22 protein-coding genes are annotated in these 23,194 nt (G+C 72.8%); 9 read left to right on the plus strand and 13 right to left on the minus strand.

Going from position 1 to position 23,194, the window contains the following annotated elements; all coding sequences use genetic code 11:
- Positions 1-483 precede the first annotated feature (483 nt).
- The 5 genes from ABID81_RS12925 to ABID81_RS12945 form a co-directional block, all read right to left on the minus strand.
- A complete protein-coding gene (locus ABID81_RS12925; protein WP_354595195.1) occupies positions 484-1,500 on the minus strand; it encodes a YeiH family protein in 1,017 nt (338 codons plus the stop codon).
- A gap of 9 nt (positions 1,501-1,509) precedes the next feature.
- On the minus strand, positions 1,510-2,280 hold the full coding sequence (locus ABID81_RS12930) for a fumarylacetoacetate hydrolase family protein (protein ID WP_354595196.1): 771 nt from the start codon (positions 2,278-2,280) through the stop codon (positions 1,510-1,512).
- Positions 2,277-3,410 (minus strand): branched-chain amino acid aminotransferase, encoded by a 1,134-nt coding sequence (locus ABID81_RS12935; protein WP_354595197.1) that lies wholly within the window; start codon positions 3,408-3,410, stop codon positions 2,277-2,279. Before ABID81_RS12935 ends, ABID81_RS12930 begins: the two co-directional genes overlap by 4 nt.
- A gap of 8 nt (positions 3,411-3,418) precedes the next feature.
- A complete protein-coding gene (locus ABID81_RS12940; RefSeq protein ID WP_354595198.1) occupies positions 3,419-4,504 on the minus strand; it encodes a 3-isopropylmalate dehydrogenase in 1,086 nt (361 codons plus the stop codon).
- A 117-nt stretch (positions 4,505-4,621) separates the two neighbouring features.
- Positions 4,622-6,166, minus strand: coding sequence for an MFS transporter (locus ABID81_RS12945; protein WP_354595199.1), 1,545 nt, complete (start codon positions 6,164-6,166; stop codon positions 4,622-4,624).
- 170 nt (positions 6,167-6,336) lie between these two features.
- On the opposite strand from ABID81_RS12945, the gene ABID81_RS12950 reads away from it, so the two are divergent.
- Complete coding sequence (locus ABID81_RS12950; protein ID WP_354595200.1) at positions 6,337-6,903, plus strand: TetR/AcrR family transcriptional regulator; 567 nt, start codon at positions 6,337-6,339, stop codon at positions 6,901-6,903.
- A gap of 86 nt (positions 6,904-6,989) precedes the next feature.
- Here ABID81_RS12950 and ABID81_RS12955 read toward each other — a convergent pair whose 3' ends face one another.
- From ABID81_RS12955 to ABID81_RS12970, 4 genes are all read right to left on the minus strand, one after another.
- Complete coding sequence (locus tag ABID81_RS12955; protein WP_354595201.1) at positions 6,990-8,051, minus strand: lactonase family protein; 1,062 nt, start codon at positions 8,049-8,051, stop codon at positions 6,990-6,992.
- Complete coding sequence (locus tag ABID81_RS12960) at positions 8,048-8,407, minus strand: chorismate mutase (protein ID WP_354595202.1); 360 nt, start codon at positions 8,405-8,407, stop codon at positions 8,048-8,050. Before ABID81_RS12960 ends, ABID81_RS12955 begins: the two co-directional genes overlap by 4 nt.
- 110 nt (positions 8,408-8,517) lie before the next feature.
- Complete coding sequence (locus ABID81_RS12965; RefSeq protein ID WP_123520388.1) at positions 8,518-8,943, minus strand: organic hydroperoxide resistance protein; 426 nt, start codon at positions 8,941-8,943, stop codon at positions 8,518-8,520.
- Between the two features lie 64 nt (positions 8,944-9,007).
- Positions 9,008-10,294 carry an adenylosuccinate synthase gene (locus ABID81_RS12970; RefSeq protein ID WP_354595203.1) on the minus strand — a complete coding sequence of 429 codons (1,287 nt, stop codon included), beginning with the start codon at positions 10,292-10,294 and terminating at the stop codon, positions 9,008-9,010.
- A gap of 156 nt (positions 10,295-10,450) precedes the next feature.
- Between ABID81_RS12970 and ABID81_RS12975 the strand changes: the two genes are divergently transcribed.
- Together ABID81_RS12975 and ABID81_RS12980 are read left to right on the plus strand one after the other, a co-directional pair.
- Entirely contained in the window at positions 10,451-11,962 is a 1,512-nt protein-coding gene (locus ABID81_RS12975) for an FGGY family carbohydrate kinase (RefSeq protein WP_354595204.1), read from the plus strand.
- A gap of 62 nt (positions 11,963-12,024) precedes the next feature.
- Complete coding sequence (locus tag ABID81_RS12980; protein ID WP_354595205.1) at positions 12,025-12,747, plus strand: metal-dependent transcriptional regulator; 723 nt, start codon at positions 12,025-12,027, stop codon at positions 12,745-12,747.
- A 187-nt stretch (positions 12,748-12,934) separates the two neighbouring features.
- Here ABID81_RS12980 and ABID81_RS12985 read toward each other — a convergent pair whose 3' ends face one another.
- Together ABID81_RS12985 and ABID81_RS12990 are read right to left on the minus strand one after the other, a co-directional pair.
- Positions 12,935-14,161 carry an ROK family protein gene (locus ABID81_RS12985; RefSeq protein WP_354595206.1) on the minus strand — a complete coding sequence of 409 codons (1,227 nt, stop codon included), beginning with the start codon at positions 14,159-14,161 and terminating at the stop codon, positions 12,935-12,937.
- Between the two features lie 31 nt (positions 14,162-14,192).
- Entirely contained in the window at positions 14,193-14,963 is a 771-nt protein-coding gene (locus ABID81_RS12990) for a ThuA domain-containing protein (RefSeq protein WP_354595207.1), read from the minus strand.
- Between the two features lie 152 nt (positions 14,964-15,115).
- On the opposite strand from ABID81_RS12990, the gene xylA reads away from it, so the two are divergent.
- The 5 genes from xylA (at position 15,116) to ABID81_RS13015 (ending at position 21,063) form a co-directional block, all read left to right on the plus strand.
- Positions 15,116-16,306 carry a xylose isomerase gene (gene xylA / locus ABID81_RS12995; RefSeq protein ID WP_354595208.1) on the plus strand — a complete coding sequence of 397 codons (1,191 nt, stop codon included), beginning with the start codon at positions 15,116-15,118 and terminating at the stop codon, positions 16,304-16,306.
- Positions 16,307-16,430: 124 nt separating this feature from the next.
- Complete coding sequence (locus ABID81_RS13000; RefSeq protein WP_354595209.1) at positions 16,431-17,564, plus strand: glycosyltransferase; 1,134 nt, start codon at positions 16,431-16,433, stop codon at positions 17,562-17,564.
- A 60-nt stretch (positions 17,565-17,624) separates the two neighbouring features.
- Positions 17,625-18,356 carry a TetR/AcrR family transcriptional regulator gene (locus tag ABID81_RS13005; RefSeq protein WP_354595210.1) on the plus strand — a complete coding sequence of 244 codons (732 nt, stop codon included), beginning with the start codon at positions 17,625-17,627 and terminating at the stop codon, positions 18,354-18,356.
- Positions 18,353-19,063, plus strand: a complete 711-nt coding sequence (locus tag ABID81_RS13010; protein WP_354595211.1) for a hypothetical protein — start codon at positions 18,353-18,355, stop codon at positions 19,061-19,063. The genes ABID81_RS13005 and ABID81_RS13010 overlap by 4 nt, the downstream gene beginning before the upstream one ends.
- Complete coding sequence (locus ABID81_RS13015; RefSeq protein ID WP_354595212.1) at positions 19,060-21,063, plus strand: YhgE/Pip family protein; 2,004 nt, start codon at positions 19,060-19,062, stop codon at positions 21,061-21,063. The genes ABID81_RS13010 and ABID81_RS13015 overlap by 4 nt, the downstream gene beginning before the upstream one ends.
- A gap of 91 nt (positions 21,064-21,154) precedes the next feature.
- Here the strand turns inward: ABID81_RS13015 and ABID81_RS13020 are convergent, their stop codons facing one another.
- A complete protein-coding gene (locus ABID81_RS13020) occupies positions 21,155-21,571 on the minus strand; it encodes a DUF3151 domain-containing protein (RefSeq protein WP_354595213.1) in 417 nt (138 codons plus the stop codon).
- A 58-nt stretch (positions 21,572-21,629) separates the two neighbouring features.
- Positions 21,630-22,304 (minus strand): TrmH family RNA methyltransferase, encoded by a 675-nt coding sequence (locus ABID81_RS13025; protein WP_354595214.1) that lies wholly within the window; start codon positions 22,302-22,304, stop codon positions 21,630-21,632.
- 76 nt (positions 22,305-22,380) lie between these two features.
- Here ABID81_RS13025 and ABID81_RS13030 point away from each other — a divergent pair, with 76 nt between their 5' ends.
- Complete coding sequence (locus ABID81_RS13030; RefSeq protein ID WP_354595215.1) at positions 22,381-23,193, plus strand: HAD-IIA family hydrolase; 813 nt, start codon at positions 22,381-22,383, stop codon at positions 23,191-23,193.
- The last annotated feature ends 1 nt before the right edge of the window (position 23,194 follow it).

Consider the following 23,194-nt stretch of genomic DNA (forward strand, 5'->3'; position numbering starts at 1 on the left):
AAAGAACAAAACAATCTGACGATTGTTGTTGTCCATCAATCTCAAAGAAACCTAAACACCACTCACAACCCCACCAAACGGTGAAGCCACAAGCAATGCCAGGGTATAATTTGGCATTTGACAATGTGCACGCTGTTGAGTTCTCAAGGACCAAACGCACCGGGGACCCAGCCTGATTAGACTTTTGCCCTGGGCAGTTCTGTAACCTTCTTGCACTGACGATCATCTCGAGTCCGTGCCGATGTCCCTTGCGGAACGAGCCGTAACTCTACATCATCTTGTTCAGTGTTCGCAACTCGCTTGGTCCGAGGCTGTGAAGCAACTCGAGGACTTGGAAGTTGGTCCCGCTTGAGGCCGGAGGAGCTTCGCTCCGCCGCACCTTTGGGGTGACGAGTGATTACTTTACACACGACCTGGCGGGTGTGACCAAACCTCCGTGCATCCCGGGCGTGTCGCGCCGCCGATGCCCGGAAATCCGGGGTTCTACCCCAGCGGCAGGACGAGCACCGCCCCGAGCGAGACGGTGGCGATGACGATCCAGGACGCGAGACCGACGAACACCGCGCGACCACCGGTGCGGACGAGGCGCTCGAGGCGGATGCCCGACCCGAGGCCGACGAGCGCGAGTCCGAGCAGGACCGACTGGACCGTGCCCGCGGTCGAGAGCAGCGCCTCCGGAAGGCGGACCACCGTGCGGACGAGCACCATGGCCGCGAAGCCCGCGACGAAGAGCGGGACGATCGGCGGGCGTGCTCCGCCGTCGGCGCCCTGCCGGCGGACGACCGTCGAGGTGATCGCCACGACGGGCGCGAGCATCAGCACCCGCGTGAGCTTGACGACCACCGCGACGGCGAGAGCCGCGGCGCCGGCGGTCTGGGCGGTGGCCACCACCTGGCCGACGTCGTGCACGCTCGCCCCCACCCAGGCGCCGAACTCGAGGTCGGTCAGGCCCACCCATCCGCCGACCACGGGGAGGACCGCGATGGCGAGGGTGCCGAACAGCGTGACGAGGGCGACGGGGGTCGCGGCGTCCTTGCCGCGGTCGCGGGTCACGGCGCTCATGGCGCCGACGGCCGAGGCTCCGCAGATCGAGAAGCCGGCCGCCAGCAGGAGGGGCTGGTCACCGGGCAGTCGGGCCCATCGCCCGAGCAGGTAGGTGACCGCGAAGGTCAGCACGAGGATCGCGACCACGACGACGATCGTCACCCAGCCGAGGCCGGCGACGTCGACCAGGCTGAGCTGGAGGCCGAGCAGCACCACCCCGATGCGCAACAGACGCTTGGCCGCGAGGGTGAGTCCTGGCCCCCAGCTGCCGTCGAGTCGCGGGCGGAGGGGCCGGACCTGGGCGACGGCGATGCCGAGCAGGACGCACCAGGTGAGCACCGGCACCGCCGGCAGCAGGAGGTGCAGCACCCAGGCCACCCCGTAGGCGACCCCGGCGAGGGCGAGCCCCGGCACCGACTGCGCGCGCGAGGGCGCGGCGACGGCGGACGGGCTCACGGGACGGGCCTAGACCCGGTTCTTGGCGGGGTTGATCAACGAGCCGATGCCCGAGATCGCGACCTCGACGGTCTGGCCCGAGGTGAAGGGGCCGATGCCCGAGGGCGTGCCGGTCAGGATGACGTCACCGGGCAGGAGCGTGAAGACGTCGGTGACGTACTCGATCAGCTCGGGGATCTTGTGGATCATCTGCATCGTCGACTCGCGTTGCATGACCTCGCCGTCGACGCGCGTCTCGATCGTCGCGTCGGTCCAGTCGAACTCGTTCTCGATGTACGGCCCGAGCGGGAGGAAGGTGTCGTAGCCCTTGGCCCGCGTCCACTGGCCGTCGGCGTTCTGCACGTCGCGCGCCGTGACGTCGTTGGCCACGGTGTAGCCGAACACGACGTCCTGGTAGTCCTCGGCCTTGACGCGCTTGGCGATCGAACCGATGACGACGGCGAGCTCGCCCTCGAAGTCGACCCGCCCCACGTCGGGCGGCAGCTGGATCGAGTCGCCGAAGCCGATGACCGTCGTGTTCGGCTTGAGGAACAGGATCGGTGCCTCGGGCGCGGACTGACCGAGCTCGTCGGCGTGGTCCTGGTAGTTGAGGCCGACGCCCACCACCTTGGAGCGTGGGATCACCGGCGCGAGCAGCTTCGCCTGACGCAGGGACACCCGCTCGCCCGTGGTCTCGTACCCGCTGTACATCGGGTCGCCGGCGAGGACGATGAGCTCGCGCTCGTCGACGATGCCGTAGCGGGGGTCTTCTCCTGGCGTGGCGAAACGGGCGATCTTCACGTGTCGAGCCTAGTCATCCAGCCGTGGACGTCGGGACGACGGCCGTACTGGATGTCGGTCAGCTCTTCGCGGAGCGACATGGTCAGCTCGCCGCCGGACGCGGCGGGCGAACCGATGTGGATGCCCTCGCCCTTGAGCTCGGCGATGGGGACGACGACGGCGGCCGTGCCGCAGGCGAAGACCTCGACGATGTCGCCGGACTCGACGCCGTCACGCCACTCGTCGATCGTCACGCGCCGACGCTCGACGCGGTGCCCCCTGGCCTCGGCCAGCTCGAGGATCGAGTCGCGCGTGATGCCCTCGAGGATCGAGTCGCTGTCGGGGGTGACGAGGGTGCCGTCCTTCTTCACGAGCACCACGTTCATGCCGCCGAGTTCTTCGATGTAGGCGCTCTCGGACGAGTCGAGGAACAGCACCTGCTGGCAGCCGTTCTCGTAGGCCTCTTGCTGCGGCAGCAGTGACGACGCGTAGTTGCCGCCGGTCTTGGCCGCGCCCGTGCCGCCCTTGCCCGCGCGGGCGTAGTTCGTGGTCAACCAGATCGAGACGGGGGAGACGCCACCGCTGAAGTAGGCACCCGCCGGGCTCGCGATGACGTGGTACGACACCTCGTGCGCGGCGCGGACGCCGAGGAACGCCTCGGTGGCGATCATGAACGGTCGCAGGTACAGGCTCGTCTCGGGCGCCGAGGGCACCCAGTCGAGGTCGGCCCGGACGAGCTGGCGGACCGACTCGACGAAGTCGTCGGTGCTGAGCTCGGGCAGCGCCAGCCGGCGGGCCGAGCGCTGCAGGCGTCGACCGTTGGCGTCCGGGCGGAACGACCAGACCGAACCGTCGGCGTGGCGGTAGGCCTTCATGCCCTCGAAGATCTCTTGCGCGTAGTGCAGCACCGAGGCGGACGGGTCGAGCTGCAGCGGGCCGTACGGGTGCACGGACGCGGCGTGCCACCCGTCGGCCAGGGTCCACTCGATCGTGACCATGTGGTCGGTGAAGTGCTTGCCGAAGCCGGGGTCGCTGAGGATCGTCTCGCGCTCGGCGTCGTCGCGGGCCGTCTCGGACGGCGTCAACTCGAACTGCAGGGGGAAGCCGGCCGGGTCGTCGGTCGGGGCGGAGACGTGGTCGGTGGTGGTCATGATGCCCTTCAGGCGGAGGCAGACGGGGACAGGGTGCGGACGCGGTCGGCGATGGCCGTGCCGATCTCGGCGGTGCGGCGGGCGGGCAGCGACGACTCACGCGAGGCACGGTCGGCGACGTCGTCGTCGACGGCCCGGGTGACGCGGGCGGCGGCCTCGGGCAGGCCGAGGTGTTCGAGCAGCAGGGCGACGGAGAGGATCGCCGCGGTCGGGTCGGCCTTCTGCTGGCCCGCGATGTCGGGGGCCGAGCCGTGCACCGGTTCGAACATGCTCGGGAACGCCCCGTCGGGGTTGACGTTGCCCGACGCCGCGAGGCCGATGCCGCCGCTGATGGCGCCGGCGAGGTCGGTGAGGATGTCGCCGAAGAGGTTGTCGGTGACGATGACGTCGAAGCGGGAGGGGTCGACGACCAGGTGGATCGTGGCCGCGTCGACGTGCTGGTAGTCGACCGTCACGTCGGCGTACTCGGCCGCGACGGCGTCGACGGTGCGCTGCCACAGGCTGCCCGAGAAGACGAGCACGTTGGTCTTGTGCACGAGGGTCAGTCGGCCCCGGCGACTGCGCGCCTTCTCGAAGGCGAACCGCACGACGCGCTCGACGCCGTAGGCCGTGTTGACGCTGACCTCGTTGGCGATCTCGTGCGGCGTGCCCTGCCGGAGCGCGCCGCCGTTGCCGACGTAGGGCCCCTCGGTGCCCTCGCGGACGACGACGAAGTCGACCTCGCCGGGCGACGAGAGCGGCGAGGGCACGCCGGGGTGCACCTTGGTCGGCCGCAGGTTGACGTAGTGGTCGAGGGCGAAGCGCAGCTTCAGCAACAGGCCGCGCTCGATGATGCCCCCGGCCAGGCGGGGGTCGCGCGGGTCGCCTCCGACGGCACCGAGCAGGATCGCGTCGTGCGACGCGACGGCCGCGAGGTCGTCGTCGGTCAGGACGTCGCCCGTCTCGAGGTACCGTGCCGCACCGAGCGAGAACGTCGTCACGTCGAACGTCGCGTCGTCACCCGCCGCGACCTCGAGCACCTTCAGCGCCTCGGCGACGACCTCGGGGCCGATGCCGTCTCCGGGGATGGCGGCGAGTCTGACGGTGCGGGGCATGGTTCTCCTGGCGTCTCGGGGGGCTCGCCACACTTTACCCGTGGCCGCGGCGGCCGCGGGGGCCGCGAGGCAGGGGCCGGTCCACCCGTGCCGGGGTGGCCCGGTCGAGGCGGGGCTTCAGTCGGCCGAGGAGGCGCGGCGCAGGGTCGTGAGCGCGACCACCACCGCGACGACCATCACCAGGGCCCCGACCCCGGCCGTGACGACGAGCCCCTGGTCGAAGGCGTCGGTCGCGGCGTGCAGCAGGGAGCCCGCGAGGTCGTCGGGCAGCCCGGACGAGACCGCCACCGCGCCTCCCAGGGTCTCGCGGGCGGCCTCGCCGACCTCGGTCGGCACCCCCGCCGGGACGACCAGCGCGCCCCGGTAGATGGCGGTCAGCATGCTGCCGAGCACGGCCGTGCCGAGCACGGCGCCGACCTCGTAGGCGGTCTCGGACACCGCCGACGCCGCGCCCGCCCGGTTCGCGGGCACGGCCGCGATGATGAGGTCGTTCGAGATCGTCTCGGCCGCGCCGACGCCCAGCCCGACGAAGGCGAAGGCCACGACGAAGACGACGACCGGGGCCCCGGCGCCGGTGGCCCAGACCGCCGCGTAGGCCAGGGCGGCCGAGGCGAGGCCGAGCGCGACGATGGAGCGCGGGCGCAGCCACCGGACGACCCGCACGACGCCGAGGCCGGCGAGGATCATGACGACCAGGCCGGGGACGAGAGTCGTCGCGGCCTGCAAGGGACGCAGTCCGACCACGAGCTGCAGGTGCTGGGTCGTGAAGAACAAGAACGCCACGAGCGCCACGACGGCGAGCAGGTTCACCATCACCGACCCGGCGAACACGGGGTTCGTGAAGAGGCGCACGTCGAGCAACGGACGCGGGCGAGCGAGCTGGCGGCGGACGAACAGCCAGCCCGAACCGACGCCGACGACGGCCAGCACGACGACCGGCCAGACGAGGCCGTCGGTCGCGAGCAGCTTGATGGCCGCGACGACCGGGGCCATCGCCGCCAGCGAGAGCACGACCGACAGCGGGTCGGCCGGCCCGGGGTCGGGGTCGCGGCTCTCGGTCAGCAGCAGCGGGCCCGCGATGACGAGGGGGACGAGCACGGGCACGGCGATCAGGAAGACCGAGCCCCAGGCGAAGTGCTCGAGCAGCACGCCGCCGACGATCGGCCCGAGGGCGGAGCCTGCGGCGAAGCCCGACGCCCAGACGGCGATCGCGAGACGGCGCTGCTCCCGGTCGAGGAAGGTGCTGCGCAGCAGCGACAGCGTCGCCGGCATGATCATCGCCCCGAAGAAGCCCAGCACGGCGCGGGCCGCGATCAGGTGCTCGGCGCTGGTCGAGAAGGCCGCGAGCACCGAGACGACGGCGAAGCCGCTCGCCCCGATCAGCAGCAGCTTTCGGCGACCGAAGCGGTCGCCCATCGACCCCATCGCCACCAGCAGCCCGGCGAGGACGAGCGAGTACACGTCGACGATCCAGAGCTGCCCCGCGGCGCTCGGCTGCAGGGCGGTCGAGATCTCGGGCAGGGCGAAGCTCAGCACGGTGTTGTCGACCGAGACGAGCAGCACCGGCAGCATCAGCACGACCAGCGCGGCCCACTGACGTCGGCCGGCCCGGGGCGGGACGCCGGTCGGGCTCGTGACGGGGACGGAGGCGGGGCGGGTCATGGTGCTCTCTCGAGATCGATGGGTCGCGGTGCGACGGGGCGGAGGTGGACCGTCGAGGGGTGCACCTCGTTCGCGGTGAGCGCCGGGGTCGTGATGAGGCGTGGGCAGGAGGCGCCGGTGCTGACCGTCCGGACGGTACAGTTACACCGTCCAGACGGTACAGTAACAGAATGAGCCCCCGACCGTCAGCCCGAGAGTCGATGCTCGACACGTTCGAGGCGCTCGTCGTCGACGAGGGCGAGCGTGCCGCGACCTTCGACGCCGTGGCCGCCGCCGCCGGCGTCTCGAAGGGCGGGCTGCTGTACCACTTCCCGACGCGCGAGGCCCTGGTCGACGCCCTCGTCGACCGGCTCTCCACCCTGCTCGACGACGACGTCGCCGCGATGACCAGCGCCCCGGAGGGCGTCGTGGACTACTTCGTGCGCACCTCGTCGCCCGCGGCCATCCCGGCGGACGACCCCCTCGACCGGTGCATCACCGCCGTCTCGAACCTGGCGGCCAGCGGCCGGCACCCCAGGGCACTCGAGGCCCTGACCGCGATGCAGGCCCGCTGGCACCGGGTCGTGCTGGACTCCGTCGGCGACCCCGCGGTCGCCCGGGTGGTGTCGCTCGTGTCGGACGGGCTGTACTTCACGCCGCGGCCGTTCTCACCGAGCGAGTCGGGCGGCGACCCGAGGCACGACGCGTCGATCGACGACGTCATCGCCGTGCTGCAGCGGCTCGTGCCGCGCGCCTGACCCGCGCCTCCTCGGCACTCGGGCCGCCTCCGCCGAGACGGTGGTGCGCGAGGGTGGGCGTCGCCCGACTCGTGGGCCCCCGGCGGTCAGACGGCGACGATGCAGGCCGGGCTGCCGGTGGTGAAGAGGTCGACGGGGGCGCCGGGCAGACCCGTCGCCTCGTCGAGGGGCAGCACCGAGACGGTGTCGGACCCCTGGTTGGCGCAGTAGAGCAGGCCGTCGGCGATGGTGAAGTGGCGCGGCCAGGCTCCACCGCAGGGCACCTGGCCCACGAGGCGCAGCCGCGAGGCCTCGGCCCCGTCGGAACCGCCCTCGGTGTCGACCGAAGCCTCGAGCACGCTGATCGTGTCGCGGCCGCGGGTGGCGACGTACACGCGCGAGCCGTGCACGGCGAGGTGCGACGGGAGGTCGCCCTGCTCGTTCGGCTCGCCCTCGACGACGGCCACCGAGTAAGCGACGACGAGTTCGTCGCCCTGACGCCGGAGCACGTACAGGCGCGCGTCGAGCTCGCCGACGACCAGCAGGTCGTCGCCGAGCCGGTCGAGGTGCCGCGGGCCCGAACCGGCGGGCATCGGGTGGACGGCGACGACCGACGGCTCGAGCGTGACGGTGTCGACGGCGATCTCGATCAGCCGGTCGGTGCCGAGGTCGCTGACGACGTGGGTGCCCCACGGGGTCGGGACGATCTGGTGGGCGTGCGGCCCCCCTTGACGCTCGGCGACGGGGCCGGAACCCGCCGGGAGCGCGACCGTCGCGGTGACGCGTGCCGGGTCGGTGGCCTCTGAGCTCAGCACGCCGAAGGTGCCGCCGGCGTAGTTGGCCACGAGGAGGGCGTTCGAGGCCGGGTCGTGCGCGATGTGACAGGGCGAGGCCCCACCGGAGGCGGCGACGCCGGCCTCGACCAGCCGTCCGGCCGCGATCGTGTACGAGAGCACGCGCCCCTCGGTCGTCTCGGCGACCGCGTGCAGCGCCCCCTCGGTGACGACGAGGAACGACGGGTCGTCGGCCTCGACGACCTGCCCGGCCTGCCAGCGGCCGTCGGCCCGCGAGCGTTCGAGCACCGTGATGCCCGTGCCGTGACCACCGCTGACCGCCGTGTACGACCCGACGTACAGCCGCTGCGGGGCGTCCGCCCGGGCGTCGCTCACGACCGGCTCGCGCCGAGGTCGTCGCCGGCGGCGATCCGCTCGTGGTGGTGGATCACCTCGGCGACGATGAAGTTCAAGAAGGACTCGGCGAAGGCCGGGTCGAGCTGGGCCTCTTCGGCCAGGCGGCGCAGGCGCTGGATCTGCACGCGTTCACGCTCGGGATCGCTGGCGGGCATGCCCGCCGCCGCCTTGAGCAGGCCGACGGACTGCGTGTACTTGAACCGTTCGGCGAGCATGTGCACGAGCGCGGCGTCGATGTTGTCGATGCTCTGACGGATGCCCGAGAGCTCGTCGATCGCGCCCTGGTCGGCCGAGCTGAGGGGGCTGTCCGCCCCGAGAGGACTGTCGAGTGCCATGCACCGACCCTATCGGCGACCCCGGCGACGAGGCCGCCGACGGCCCGCCCGCGGACGAAGGAGGCGCGTCCCGCTCTCGCAGGACGCGCCTCCTTCTCGGCCGGGTGCGGTCAGTCGACCAGCGTCAGCGTGACCTCGACGTTGCCTCGCGTGGCGTTCGAGTACGGGCACACGTGGTGCGCCGCGTCCGCGAGCTCCTGTCGGCGCCCGGGCTCGACGTTCGGCGTGTAGATGTCGAGCTCGACCGCGAGGCCGAACCCGCCCTCGCCGTTGCCGCCGATGCCGACGCTCGCCGACACCTCGGCACCGGTCGTGTCGACGCCGAGCTTCTTGCCGGCGCCGTGCATGGCGCTGAGGAAGCAGGCGGCGAAGCCCGCGGCGAACAGCTGCTCGGGGTTGGTGCCCTCGCCCGAACCGCCGAGCTCTTTGGGCGGACGCGTGTCGAAGTCGAGTCGGTCGTCTTCGCTGCGGACGTGGCCGTCACGACCCCCGCCGGTGGCGTGGGCGATGGCGGTGTAGGCGATGTCGAGTGTCATGAGGAGAAGACCATACCTAGATTCTGGGAGTTGGCTCGGGGGCGGGTGAGTGTGGTAGCGCGGCTCAGCCGAGCAGGTCGTGGCGCTGCACGATGGCGTCGCGACCGGGGCCGACGCCGATGGCCGAGATGCGGGCGCCGCTCATCGCCTCGACGGCGAGGACGTAGTCCTGGGCGGCCTTCGGCAGGTCGTCGAACTCGCGGGCGCCGGTGATGTCCTCGCTCCAGCCGGGGAACTCCTCGTAGATCGGCGTCGCGTGGTGGAAGTCGCTCTGCGAGACGGGCACCTCGTCGTGACGGACGCCGTCGACGTCGTACGCCACGCAGACCGGGATGGTCTCGAGGCCGGTCAGCACGTCAAGCTTCGTGAGCACGAAGTCGGTGACGCCGTTGATGCGGGCCGTGTAGCGCGCGATCGGGGCGTCGTACCAGCCGCAGCGACGCGGGCGGCCGGTGGTCGTGCCGAACTCGAAGCCGTTGGCCCGCAGGAACTCTCCCGAGGCGTCGAAGAGCTCGGTCGGGAACGGCCCGGCACCGACGCGGGTGGTGTACGCCTTGACGATGCCGATGACCCGCTCGATGCGGCCCGGGCCGATGCCCGAACCGGTCGAGGCCCCGCCGGCGGTCGCCGACGACGACGTGACGAACGGGTACGTGCCGTGGTCGACGTCGAGCATGGTCGCCTGACCCGCCTCGAACAGCACGGTCTTGTCGGCCTCGAGCGCCTGGTGGATCTCGAGCGCGGTGTCGGCGACCATCGGCTTGAGGCGCTCGGCGTACGACAGCAGCGACTCGACGACCTCGTCGACCTCGATCGCCCGGCGGTTGTAGATCTTGACGAGCAGGTGGTTCTTCTGGTCGAGGGCCGCCTCGACCTTCTGCCGCAGGATGCCCTCGTCGAAGATGTCCTGCACGCGGATGCCGACGCGGTTGATCTTGTCGGCGTAGGTCGGCCCGATGCCGCGACCGGTCGTGCCGATCTGGCGCTTGCCGAGAAAGCGCTCGGTCACCTTGTCGAGGGTGCGGTGGTAGTGCGTGATGACGTGCGCGTTCGCGCTGACCCGCAGCCGCGAGACGTCGATGCCGCGGGCGATCAGTGCGTCGAGCTCGTCGAACAGCACCTCGATGTCGACGACGACGCCGTTGCCGATGACGGGCGTGACGCCGGGCGAGAGGATGCCGGAGGGCAGCAGGTGCAGCGCGTACTTCTGGTCGCCGATCACCACCGTGTGGCCCGCGTTGTTGCCGCCGTTGAACTTGACGACGTAGTCGATGCGGCTCGACAACAGGTCGGTGGCCTTGCCCTTGCCCTCGTCGCCCCACTGGGCTCCGATGATCACCACTGCTGGCACGGGTTTCTCCTCACGTCGGGGGAACGCACCGGGTGAGGTGCACTTGAGTCTACCGGCAGCCGCGTCCGGGCCGCCCGGTGACGGTCGGGAGGCGCGGTGCCGGTCGACCCGGCGGCACCGGTGGCCATTTGTGGTTTCTTACGACAAACTGTGCCCATGAGTCTCGTCGCCGGGGTCGACTCCTCGACCCAGAGTTGCAAAGTCGTCGTCCGTGACCTCTCGACGGGCGAACTCGTCCGTCAGGGGTCGGCCGGGCACCCCGTGGGCACCGAGGTGCCTCCGGCGGCCTGGTGGGAGGCGCTGCTCGCGGCGATCGCGGACGCCGGCGGACTCGACGACGTCGCCGCCCTCTCGATCGCCGGGCAGCAGCACGGGCTCGTCGCCCTCGACGCCGACGGGCGCGTCGTCCGCGACGCCCTGCTCTGGAACGACACCCGCAGCGCGCCTGCCGCCCGCGACCTGACCGCCGAACTGGGCGCGGACGCCTGGGCCCGGCGCACGGGGTCGGTGCCCGTCGCCTCGTTCACCGCGACGAAGCTGCGCTGGCTGCGCGACGCCGAGCCCGAGGCCGCGGCGCGGGTGGCTGCGGTGGCCTTGCCGCACGACTGGCTGACCTGGCGCCTCCTCGGTTTCGGCCCCGCCGACGAGAGCCCGCTCGGGCCCGACCTCGACGCCCTGGTCACCGACCGTTCGGACGCCAGCGGCACCTCGTACTGGAGCCCCGCCGACGAGGGGTACGACCTCGACCTGTTCGAGCACGCCTTCGGCCGCGCGGCTCGCGAGGCGCGCGGCGCCGGGGAGGCCGGCGCCGACGCCGGCACCGATGCCGACGCCGATGCCGGCGGGCGCGTCGTGCTGCCGCGCGTGCTGCCGGCCGACGCGGCGGCCGGGACGACGGTCGCGAACGGCCCGGTGCCCGCCGGCGTCGTCGTCGGCGCCGGGGCGGGCGACAACGCCGGCGCGGCCCTCGGGCTCGACGCCACCGTGGGCGACCTCGTGATCAGCATCGGCACGAGCGGCACGGCGTTCGCCGTCACCGACCGCCCCGTCACCGACCCGAGCGGCACCGTGGCGGGCTTCGCCGACGCGGCCGGCGGCTACCTCCCGCTGATCGCCACCTTGAACGCGGCCCGCGTGCTGTCGTCGATCGGCGGGCTGCTGGGCGTCGACCACGACGAGCTGGCCCGCCTGGCCCTGGCGGCCGAACCGGGCGCCGGTGGCGTCACGCTCGTGCCCTACTTCGAGGGCGAGCGCACCCCCGACCTGCCCGACGCCACGGCCACGCTGTCGGGCCTGACCCTGGCGAGCTCGACCCGCGAGAACCTGGCGCGGGCCGCCGTCGAGGGCATGCTGTCGGCCCTCGCCGACGGCGCCGCCGCCGTCCGCCGACAGGGGGTCGAGGCCAGCAGGGTGCTGATCATCGGCGGGGCCGCCCTGAACCCCGCGGTGCAGGCCGTCGCCCGCCAGGTGTTCGACCTGCCCGTCGTCGTGCCCGAGCCCGGCGAGTACGTCGCCGACGGTGCGGCACGGCAGGCCGGCTGGGCCCTCTCGGGGACGCGACCGACCTGGGCACCGGCGACCAGCGCCTCCTTCGACTCCGACCTGCGACCCGCCGTCGGCGAGCGCTACCGGGCGGCGCAGGGGTTGGGGTCGCTGCCGCGACCGTGACCCGGCGCGCGCCGGGGCGCCACCACGCGGGAGGCGCGGGTGGCGGCGTCTAGGATCGGGCCATGCCCAGCGACCCGGCCAGCACGCGCACGACCATGGCCGAGGACTACCTCAAGGTCATCTGGAAGGCCGAGGAGTGGGCCGTCGAGGGGGCCGACTCCGGCATCTCGACCAACGAGATCGCCGCCACCCTCGGGGTCAGCGCCTCGACCGTCTCGGGCAACCTGCGCAAGCTGGACCGCGACGGCTACCTCGACTACGAGCCCTACCGGCGCATCGCGTTGAGCGACAAGGGTCGGGCGATCGCGGTGTCGATGGTCCGCCGGCACCGCCTGATCGAGACGTACCTCGTCGAACGGCTCGGGTACGGCTGGGACGAGGTCCACGACGAGGCCGAGGTGCTCGAGCACGCGGTCAGCGACCGGCTGCTCGACCGGTTCGACGTCGAGCTCGGGCACCCGACGGCCGACCCGCACGGCGACCCCATCCCCGCGGCGGACGGCACGGTCGTGCGCCCGCCCGCCCACCCGCTGGGCGACTTCGTCGAGGGCGAGTGCGGCTTCGTCGTGCGCGTCTCGGACGACGAGCCCGAGCTGCTGCGCTACCTCAGCTCGCTCGACCTGCGCGTCGGCGCCCACGTCCGGGTCGGCGAGCGCCGCGACTACGCCGGATCGCTGCAGGTCGTCCTGACCGACGCGCACGACCGGGCGGTCGGCAGCGTCGAGCTGGCCGGCGTCGCGGCGTCGTCGGTCTGGGCGAACTCCGAGCCGCACACGCACGCCTGAGCCCTGCGGGCTGCACCGCCCGGCCACCTGCTGGCCTTCCTGCCTGCCGGCCTGCCTGCCGTCCGGTCTCGGCGCCTGGCCGCCACGACGTACACACTCCGCCACGCGATGGCGTGGCGGAGGAGTGTCGATCTCGTGGCGGGATGTGGGACGAAGGCGCGGGCCGGACGAGGAGGCGCGGGCCGGGTCAGGAGGCGCGGGCGGCGGAGGCCGGGTCGGCCAGCACCGACGCGAAGGCGAGCTCGGCGGCGCCGATGGTCAGACGGTCGGCGCCGAGCGCGGCACGGACGAGCCGGACGCCGTCCCGGGCGCCGGGCAGGGACTGCGAGCGGACCCGCTCGGCCAGGCGGTCGGGGTCGGCCGCGTGCAGCGACCCGAGGAACCCTCCGAGCACGATCAGCTCGGGGTTGAACGCGTTGACGACGCCGCGCAGGGCGACCGCCAGGAAGTCGATCTGGCGTCGGACCTCCACCGCGACGGGCGACCCGGGCTCGGCACCGGCGAGTGCCGCGTCGAGTCGATCGGCCTGACCGCGGTCGAGCCCGGTGACGGCGAGCAGGCGGGCCTGGCCGACCTCGGTCTCGAGGCACCCGACGGCGCCGCAGTGGCACACCCGACCGGACGAGTTGACCAGGGTGTGGCCGATCTCGCCGGCGTAACCCCCGACGCCGGTCATGGGCCTTCCGTCGAGCAGGACTCCCCCGCCGACGCCACTGGCCCCGCCGTTCAGGAAGACCAGGTCGCCGACCCCGCGGCCCGCACCGAACCGGCCCTCGGCGATGGCTCCGAGCGACGCGTCGTTGGCGGCGTCGGTGGGCAGCCCCGTGGCAGAGGCCAGCACGGCCGCGAACGGTTCGTCGACCCACCCGAGGTGCGGGGCGAGCCGCACGACTCCCCCGGTGGCGTCGACCAGGCCCGGCACGGCGACCCCGACCCCGACGACCCGCACGTCGGACGCCAGCGTCTCGGCCCGGAGGTCGGCGATCACGGCGGCCGCGACGCGCGCCGCGTCGGACGCCGTCGGCACGTCGGCGGTCTCCCGCCGCACACGGTGCTGGACCGCCCCGTCGAGGCCGACCACGCCGACGGTGACGGCGTCGATCTCGGGGTTGACGGTCAGGGCGACGACCCGTGCGCTCGGGGTGACGACCGGGCTCGGGCGCCCGACCTTGTTGCTGCCGACGGGGTCGCTCTCGACGACGAGCCCGAGCTCGACCAGCTCGCCGACCAGCGCCGCGATGGTCGACCGGTTGAGCCCGGTGGCCTGGGTCAGGGCCGACCGTGACGCGGGCCCGTCGACGTGCACGAGCGCGAGCACGGTCGCCAGGTTGGCCCGTCGCACCCGGTCGAACCGTGCCCCGAGATCGGGTGGGGTGGACGGCGCGGTGGTCGGCGCCGGCGTCGGGTCTGCCATCGTCACGTGCCTCCTGGGTCCACGACCGAGGCTAGCGGCCCGGCTCGGCCCGGTCGTCCGATCGCACCCGGCCGTCCGATCGCACCCCGTCGTCGCGCAGGGCCTCGTCGTCACGAGCGGCCCAGAGCAGGCTGCGCTCCACCAGGGTCCGCACCGTCGGGTGCTCGAGCACGTCGACCGAGTGGCCGGGGGTCACGACCGCCATCCGGCCGCGGCCCCAGCGGCGCGTCCAGACGGCGGGCGAGGTCACGGGACGGCTCCAGGGGTCGCCGACCCGCGCCTCCCGGGTCGTCGTGGCGAGCACGTCGAGGAGGTCGTCGTGCAGCAACCAGTACTGCTCGGTGACGAGCTCGAAGTCGGTCAGGCCCCGCGTGATCGGGTGGTCACGGGCGGCCTCCGTGAAGCGGATGACGTGCGGCACGAAGGCGTCGTGGTCGCCGGGCGCGGTGTCGTCCGCCGGCCGACCGGGATGCGCGGCGAACTGCGCCCCGACCAGGTGCAGGTAGTCGGCGTCCGCCCGGAACGAGTCGACGACCCCGCCGTGCCAGCCCGCCAGGCCGGTGCCCGCGGCGACGGCGGCACGCAGGCCCGCGGTGGCCTCGGGCTCGATCGAGCCCGTCGAGACGCACTGCAGGACGAGGTCGACCCCGGCCATCAGGCCGGCGTCCGCGTAGACGTCGGGGTCGTCTCGCAGGACGACGTCGAAGCCGGCCAGTTCGAGGAAGGGCACGAAGAGGTCGGTCACGGCCACCGGGTCATGGCCGGGCCAACCGCCGCGCACCACCAGCGCCGTCCGAGTCATGTCCGCTCCCCTCGTCGCCGGGAGGCCCCGGCACGGGTCCACGGTACGCGGGGCGGTGATCTCGGATCGGACGCGGTCGCCCCCTTGCCAGGCAGGCCGCGCGCGGATATGTTCGTACTCGCAACAAACGCACTCGACGATGAGGAGACACCATGGCGACCACCCCCACCCGCGAAGACAAGTTCTCGTTCGGCCTCTGGACGATCGGCTACAACGGCTCGGACCCCTTCGGCGGCCCCACGCGCCCCCAGCTCGACGTCGTCGAGGCCGTCGAGAACCTCGACCGCCTGGGCGCCTACGGCCTGACCTTCCACGACGACGACCTCTTCGCCTTCGGCTCGACCGACGCCGAACGCCAGAAGCAGATCGACCGCCTCAAGGGCGCGCTCGACGCGACCGGCATCGTCGTGCCCATGGTCACCACGAACCTGTTCAGCGCACCCGTCTTCAAGGACGGCGGCTTCACCTCGAACGACCGCGGCGTCCGCCGCTTCGCGCTGCGCAAGGTGCTGCGCAACATCGACCTCGCCGCCGAGCTCGGCGCGAAGACCTTCGTCATGTGGGGCGGCCGCGAGGGTGCCGAGTACGACAGCGCCAAGGACGTCCAGGCCGCCCTCTCGCGCTACAAGGAGGGCGTCGACATGCTCTCGCAGTACGTGCTCGACAAGGGCTACGACCTGCGCTTCGCGATCGAGCCCAAGCCCAACGAGCCCCGCGGCGACATCCTGCTGCCGACCCTGGGCCACGCGATCGCGTTCATCGAGACGCTCGAGCACCCCGAGATGGCCGGCGTGAACCCCGAGGTCGGCCACGAGCAGATGGCCGGGCTCAACTTCACCGCCGGCATCGCCCAGGCGCTCTACCAGGGCAAGCTCTTCCACATCGACCTCAACGGCCAGCGCGGCATCAAGTACGACCAGGACCTCGTCTTCGGCCACGGCGACCTGCAGAACGCGTTCTCGCTCGTCGACCTGCTCGAGCACGGCTCGCCCCAGGGCGGCCCGACCTACGACGGCCCGCGCCACTTCGACTACAAGCCCTCGCGCACCGAGACCATCGAGGGCGTGTGGGAGAGCGCGGCGGCCAACATGCGCATGTACCTGCTGCTGAAGGAGCGCGCACAGGCGTTCCGCGCCGACCCCGAGGTGCAGGAGGCGCTGCTCGCCAGCCAGGTCGCCGAGCTGTCCGTCAACACCCTCGCCGACGGAGAGGGCTACGAGCAGCTGCTCGCCGACCGTGCCTCGTACGAGGACTTCGACGCCGACGCCCACTTCGGCGGTCACGGCTACGGCTTCGTGCGCCTGCAGCAGCTCGCCCTCGAGCACCTGATGAACGCGCGCTGACCCTCGGCTCGCACCCGTCGCGACATGCCGCCCCGTCCTCGGACGCGGGCGGCATGTCGCGTCTCGTCACCCCTGCGCCGGTGTGCGCTACCGTGCTGAGCACCCCGACCGAACGGACACCCGAATGCCCGCACGCCCCCGCCGCAGCTCCGGCCGCCCCTCCGTCGCCGTGATCGGCACCCGTGGCTACCCCAGCTACTACGGGGGCTTCGAGACCGCCGTCCGCCGCATCGCCCCCGCCCTGGTGGACGCCGGCTGGGACGTCACGGTCTACGGTCGCGACGGCTCGACCCGCGACGACGACCCCTCGAGGGACCGCCGCGTCGTGTCGCGCCTGACCAAGGGCGTCGAGAGCAAGTCGCTCAGCACGCTGAGCTACGGCCTCACCGCCGTGCTGGACGCGCTCGTGCGTCGCCCCGACGCGGCGCTCGTGATGAACGTCGCGAACGGGTTCTGGCTGCCGCTCCTGAGGCTGCGCGGCATCCCCGTGCTCGTGAACGTCGACGGGATCGAGTGGGAGCGGGCCAAGTGGGGGCGTGCGGCCAAGACCGTCTTCCGCCTCGGCGCCAAGGCCAGCGCCCGCTTCGCGAACGGCCTGATCTGCGACGCCCGCGAGATCGTGCGGCGCTGGCAGGCCGACTTCGGCGTCGAGGGCCTCTTCATCCCCTACGGCGGGGACCCCGTCCGCGAGTTGCCGGTCGAACCCGGGCAGACGCATCGCGGCTACGCGCTGGTCGTCGCCCGGTTCGTGCCCGAGAACACCGTCGTCGAGTTCGTCGAGGCGGCCCGGACCATCGCCGAGCGCCACCACGTGGTGATCGTCGGGTCGACGGGCTACGGCGGAGAGCTCGACGACCTGGTGCGTCGCCTGGCCGACGAGGACGACCGGGTGACGTGGCTCGGCCACGTCAGCGACGACGACCGCCTGCACGCGCTCTGGCAGCACGCCGGGGCGTACTTCCACGGCCACAGCGTCGGGGGCACGAACCCCGCCCTGGTGCAGGCCATGTTCGCCGGGGCACCCGTGGTCGCCCGCGACACGGTCTACAACCGCGAGGTGCTCGACGGCGCCGGCGTCCTCGTCGCGCCCGAACCCGCGGCCATCGCCGCGGCCGTCACGGCCCTGCTCGACGACCCCGCCGAGCAGGAGCGCCTGAGCGCCGCCGCCCTGGCCCGCGCCTCCGACGCCTACACCTGGCAGTCGGTCTGCGACGCCTACGAGGAGGCGCTGCGAGCGACCCTGCCCCGCTCGCGCTGACCGTCGATCACGACACACGAATAAGTTGCACATGCCTGTGCAAGATCGTACGATGGGGGCATGTCCGATGCCGATGCCTCCGTGGGCGCCGCCCCCGTTCGCGCCACCCGCGCTCCGCGACGTGACGCCGCCGCCAACCGCGACGCGCTGATCGCCGCCGCCGCACTGCTGCTCAACCGCGATCCGGCCGTGTCGCTCGAGGCCATCGCCGCCGAAGCCGGCCTGTCCCGACGCTCGGTCTACGGCCACTTCGCCACCCGCGACGACCTCGTCCGCGAGGTCAGCCTGCGCGGTGCCGCCCGCATCGGCGTCGCCGCCCGCCCGGCCCCCATCGCCGACCCCGTCGTCCAACTCGCCTCGCTCGCCGCACGCCTCTGGGCCGAGGTCGAGCACGTGCGCGTCATGGCGCAGCTGACCGTTCGCGGCCCGATGGCCCACGAGGTCGGCGAAGCCCTCGCCCCGTTGCGCAAGGCCGTCCGCGACCTGGTGCGCCGCGGCGTCGAGTCCGGCCGCATGCGCGACGACATCGCTCCTCGCACGCTCGCGCACCTCGTCGAGGGTGCCGCCCTGTCGGTGCTCGACGAGGCGACCACCCAGCGGCTCAGCCGGGCCGAAGGCCACCGGCTCGTCATGCTCGCCGTGCTCGGCGTCGTGGGCCTCGACTGGCGCTCGGCCGGCGAGCTCGTCGCCTCGAGCCCCGAGCTCGCCCTGCCGGCCGCACCGCCGACGTCACCGCCGACCGGCACGGCGTCGCCCACCGGCACCCCCTCCCCGACCGGAGAACCCGCATGAGACTCGAACTGCACGGCGTCGCGATCGGCGAGGGTCCGGGCGCGGCCCTGCCCCCGCTCGACGTGGTCGCCGACCGGTGGGCACCCGGCTTCGTGGCCGTCGAGACCGAGAACGCGCCCACCCTCGCGGCACTCGTCGCGAGCGGCCGCATGCACCCCGAGAGCGGTCGGGTCACCGTTGACGGCCGGTCGGACGACGCGGCGATCCGCGCCTCCTTCGCCCTCGTCGACACGCCGACCGTGGCCGAACCGTTCGCGGCGCTGACCGTCACGCAGGTCGCCCGCGAAGAACTGGCCCTGGCCGGGTCGCGGTCGGACAAGGCCTCGGCACGCCTGCTGCTCGACGAGATCGGCCTGCGCGAGCACGAACGGACCCGCCTGGGCGCCCTGCCGACCGAGCTGCGCGTGCGCCTGCTCTGCGAGCTGGCCGTGCTCCGCCCCGAGGTGCGGGGCCTCGTCGTGACGACCCCCGAGCGCCACGGCGGCGACGTCGCGGCGTGGCTCGCGGTGGTGCACGACCTCGTCGGTCGCGACTACACCGTGCTGACGATCACCGGATTCGCCGCCCTCGCGACGATCGAGTCGCTGCCGACGCCGGACTTCGCCCCGACCGTGCCGGCCGGGACCGACGCCACCCTTCCCGCCTCCCCCGACGACACCGCGGTCGCCACCACCCCCGACACCTCCGTCGAAAGCGACCAGCCGTGAAGATCCTCGCCCTCGTCCGTTCCGAGCTGCAGCGGCTCACCGCCACGCCGCTCGCCCGTCTGGCCCTCGTCGCCCTGATGACGGTGCCGTTGCTGTACGGCGGCCTGTACCTCTGGGCCAACCAGGACCCCTACGACAAGCTCGACCGCATCCCCGCCGCGTTGGTCAACGCCGACGCCGGCACGACGGTCGACGGCGAGGCCGTGAACTACGGCGACGAGGTCACCGACCAGATCACCGACGGCGGCGACTTCGACTGGCACGTCGTCTCGGCCGCGCAGGCCGCGGCGGGGCTGCGCGACCAGACCTACGACTTCACCTTCACCATCCCGCAGGACTTCAGCGACGACCTGACCTCGGCGGGCGGCGACGACCCGACGCGCGCCCGGATCACCCTCGCGACGAGCGACGCGAACAGCTACCTGTCGTCGACCATCGCCGAGCAAGCCGCGAAGACCATCCGGGCCTCGGTGACCGAGAAGGTCGGCAAGGAGGCCGCGAGTCGCCTCCTGGTGGGCCTCGCCGACGTGCGCACGAACCTCGGCAGCGCGGTCGACGGCGCGAACCAGCTCGTCGCGGGCACCGGCTCGGCCGTCGCCGGGGCGGACCAGCTGGTCGACGGCGCGGCCGACGCGGCCGCGGGCGCCCACACCCTGGCCGACGGGACGGACCAGCTCAGCTCGGGGGCCGCCACCCTGGACACCGGGCTGCAGACGCTCAAGACCGGCACGGCCGACCTGCCCGCCCAGACCCGAGCCCTCGCCGACGGTGCGGCCCAGGTGGCGGCCGGCAACGACGCACTGGCCACCGGGGTCGGCGACGCGGCCAGGACGAGCGCGGCCGCGGCCGCCGCCCTGCCCGCCGCACAGCAGCAGGCCCGGCAGCAGATCGCCGCGGCCCTGACCGAGCAGGGCTACACCCCCGAACAGATCGAGCAGATCGCCGCGACGTTCGCCCCCGCCACCGAGTCGCTCACGACGGCCCTGCAGGACGCGAACACCCAGATCCAGGGCCTCGACGCCCAGGTCGGACAGCTCGCCGCCGGAGCGGACCAGGTCTCGTCCGGCGCCGCGACGCTGGCCGCAGCGACCCCGGCCCTGACGCAGGGCATCTCGTCGGCCGCCGCCGGCTCGTCGCAGCTGGCGACGGGTGCGGCGAGCGCCGCCTCGGGCGCGTCCACCCTCGCGACGGGGCTCGACACCCTGAGCACGGGGTCGTCCACCCTCCGCGACGGCATCGTCAGCCTCGACACCGGCACGACCCAGCTGCGCGACGGCCTGCAGAACGGCCTCGGCGAGATCCCCGCGAGCACCGAGCAGACGCGTGACGACCAGGCCGGCGCGATCAGCGACCCGGTCTCGGTGACGGACGACGCCCTGACCAGCGCGGGCACCTACGGCGCCGGCCTCGCACCGTTCTTCATCAGCCTCGCCGCCTGGATCGGCATGTACGCGCTGTTCCTGATCGTCAAACCGATCTCGAAGCGGGCCATCACGGCCGTCAAGGCCCCCGTGCGCATCTCGCTCGCCGGCTGGCTGGCCCCGGTCGTGCTGGGCGTCGTGCAGATGGTCGCGCTCTACCTCATCGTCACGCAGGCCCTCGGCTTCGAGGTCGCCCACCCGCTCGGCATGATCGGCCTGATGGCCCTGGCGTCGGCGGCGTTCGCGGCGATCATCATGACGCTCAACGTCTGGCTCGGCAGCGTCGGTCAGTTCTTGGGGCTCGTGCTGATGGTCGTGCAGCTCGTCACGGCCGGGGGCACCTTCCCCTGGCAGACCCTGCCCGCCCCCCTGGCCGCCCTGCACTTCGTGCTGCCGATGAGCTACGCCACCGACGGCCTGCGCCAGGTGATGTACGGCGGCAGCACGGCGGCCGCCTGGGGCGACGCGGGCGTCCTCGCGGCCTGGCTGCTCGGCGCCCTCGTGCTCTCGTGGGTCGCCACCGCCCGCATGACGCGGGCACGGACGCTCCGCGACCTGCGCCCCTCGCTGATCGGCTGAGCCACGGGGTGGCGGCGACCGCCACCGGGGACGCCGGGGGGGGGGGGGCCCCCCCCCCCGCCCCCCCGGGCGCCCCCGACGGCGTGGGCCCTCAGCCCGCCTGCGCCTCGAGCGTCGGCAGGACGCTCGGGTCGGCGTCGCCGAGGAAGGTCGTCAGGCGCTCGACCTCGTCGACCTCGCCGATGGCCGAAGCCCCCCGGCGGAGCGCGAAGAGCGACCGCAGGACGCCGCGGTTCGGCTCGTGCGACCACGGCACCGGGCCCTGACCGCGCCAGCCGGCCTTGCGCAGGGCGTCGAGCCCACGGTGGTAGCCGACGCGGGCGTAGGCGTAGGCCTCGAGGTCGGCGCCCCGGGCCGCGGCCTCGTCGCTCAGCAGGGCCCAGGCCAGGGACGACGTGGGGTGGGCGGTGACGACCTCGGCCGTGGTCAGGGTCTCGAGGTCGGCGACGACGGCGGGTTCGGCGGGCAGCCGGGTCTCGGGCACGCCGAGCAGGTTCGTGGAGGACATGCCGACCACGCTAGCGGCGCAGGCCGACGGCCGACGCCGGTCCGTGGCGACGGCCACCTCAGAACCGGTGCTGGCGCACCCACTCGTGCATGACGATCGCGCCGGCGGCCGAGGCGTTGATGCTGCGGGTCGACCCGAACTGCGAGATCTCGATCACGGCGTCGGCCGCGGCGATCGACTCGGGGCTGAGCCCCGGCCCCTCCTGCCCGAAGAGCAGCACGCAGCGCTCGGGGAGGGCGTACGTCTCGATCGGCACCGACCCCTCGACGTTGTCGACGGCGAGGATCGGCAAGCCGGCGTCTCGGGCCCAGGCGACGAACGTCGCGACGTCGGGGTGGTGGACGACGTGCTGGTAGCGGTCGGTCACCATGGCGCCGCGCTTGTTCCAGCGGCGGCGACCGACGATGTGCACGGTATCGGCCGCGAAGGCGTTCGCGCTGCGCACGATCGAGCCGATGTTCATGTCGTGCTGCCAGTTCTCGACCGCGACGTGGAAGGGGTGCCGGTGCGAGTCGATGTCGGCGACGATCGCCTCCATCGTCCAGTACCGGTAGCGGTCGACGACGTTGCGTCGGTCGCCGTCGCGCAGCAGGTCGGGGTCCCAGTGGTCGCCCTCTGGCCACGCGGCCTCGCCACCCGGCCACGGCCCGACCCCGTGCTCGGGGTCGACGGTCGGCTCGGGCGGGCCCGTCGGCTCGGGCGGGTCGGGGGCGCGGTCGTCGTCCTGGGGCACCCGACCAGGGTAGGCGTACCCGACGGGCTCGACCCGCGCCTCCTCGGCTCGCAGAGCACCTCGCTAAGGTGACCGCATGGGTACGCGTGAAGACGTCGAATGCTGGCTGACCGACATGGACGGCGTGCTCGTGCACGAGAACCACGCGCTGCCCGGGGCCGCCGAACTCATCCAGCAGTGGCAGGACGAGGGCACGCCCTACCTCGTGCTGACGAACAACTCGATCTTCACGGCGCGCGACCTCGCGGCCCGGCTGCGGGCGTCGGGGCTGGACGTGCCCGAAGAGCGCATCTGGACGAGCGCCCTCGCCACGGCCGACTTCTGCCGGTCGCAGATGCCCGGCGGCTCGGCGTTCGTCATCGGCGAGGCCGGCATGACGACGGCCCTGCACGAGGCCGGTTTCATCATGACCGAGACGAACCCCGACTACGTCGTCGTCGGCGAGACCCGCAACTACTCGTTCGACTCGATCACCAAGGCGGTGCGGCTGATCCTCGGCGGTGCGCGCTTCATCGTCACGAACCCCGACGCCACGGGCCCCAGCGCCGACGGCGTGCTGCCCGCGACCGGCGCGATCGCGGCGATGATCTCGAAGGCCACCAACAAGGACCCCTACGTCGTCGGCAAGCCCAACCCCATGATGTTCCGGTCGGCGATGAACCGCATCGGCGCCCACAGCGAGAACACCGCGATGATCGGCGACCGCATGGACACCGACATCATGGCCGGCATCGAGGCGGGCCTGCACACGATCCTCGTCATGACGGGCATCAGCGACCAGGCCGAGATCGACCGGTACCCGTTCCGCCCGAACGAGATCCTGGCCGGCGTGCACGAGCTCGTGCGCGGCGAACCCTTCGAGTCCGACGTCGTGCCGAGCGAGGCCTGAC

The sequence above is a fragment of the Frigoribacterium sp. PvP054 genome (assembly GCF_040547465.1).
Taxonomy (GTDB): Bacteria; Actinomycetota; Actinomycetes; order Actinomycetales; family Microbacteriaceae; genus Frigoribacterium.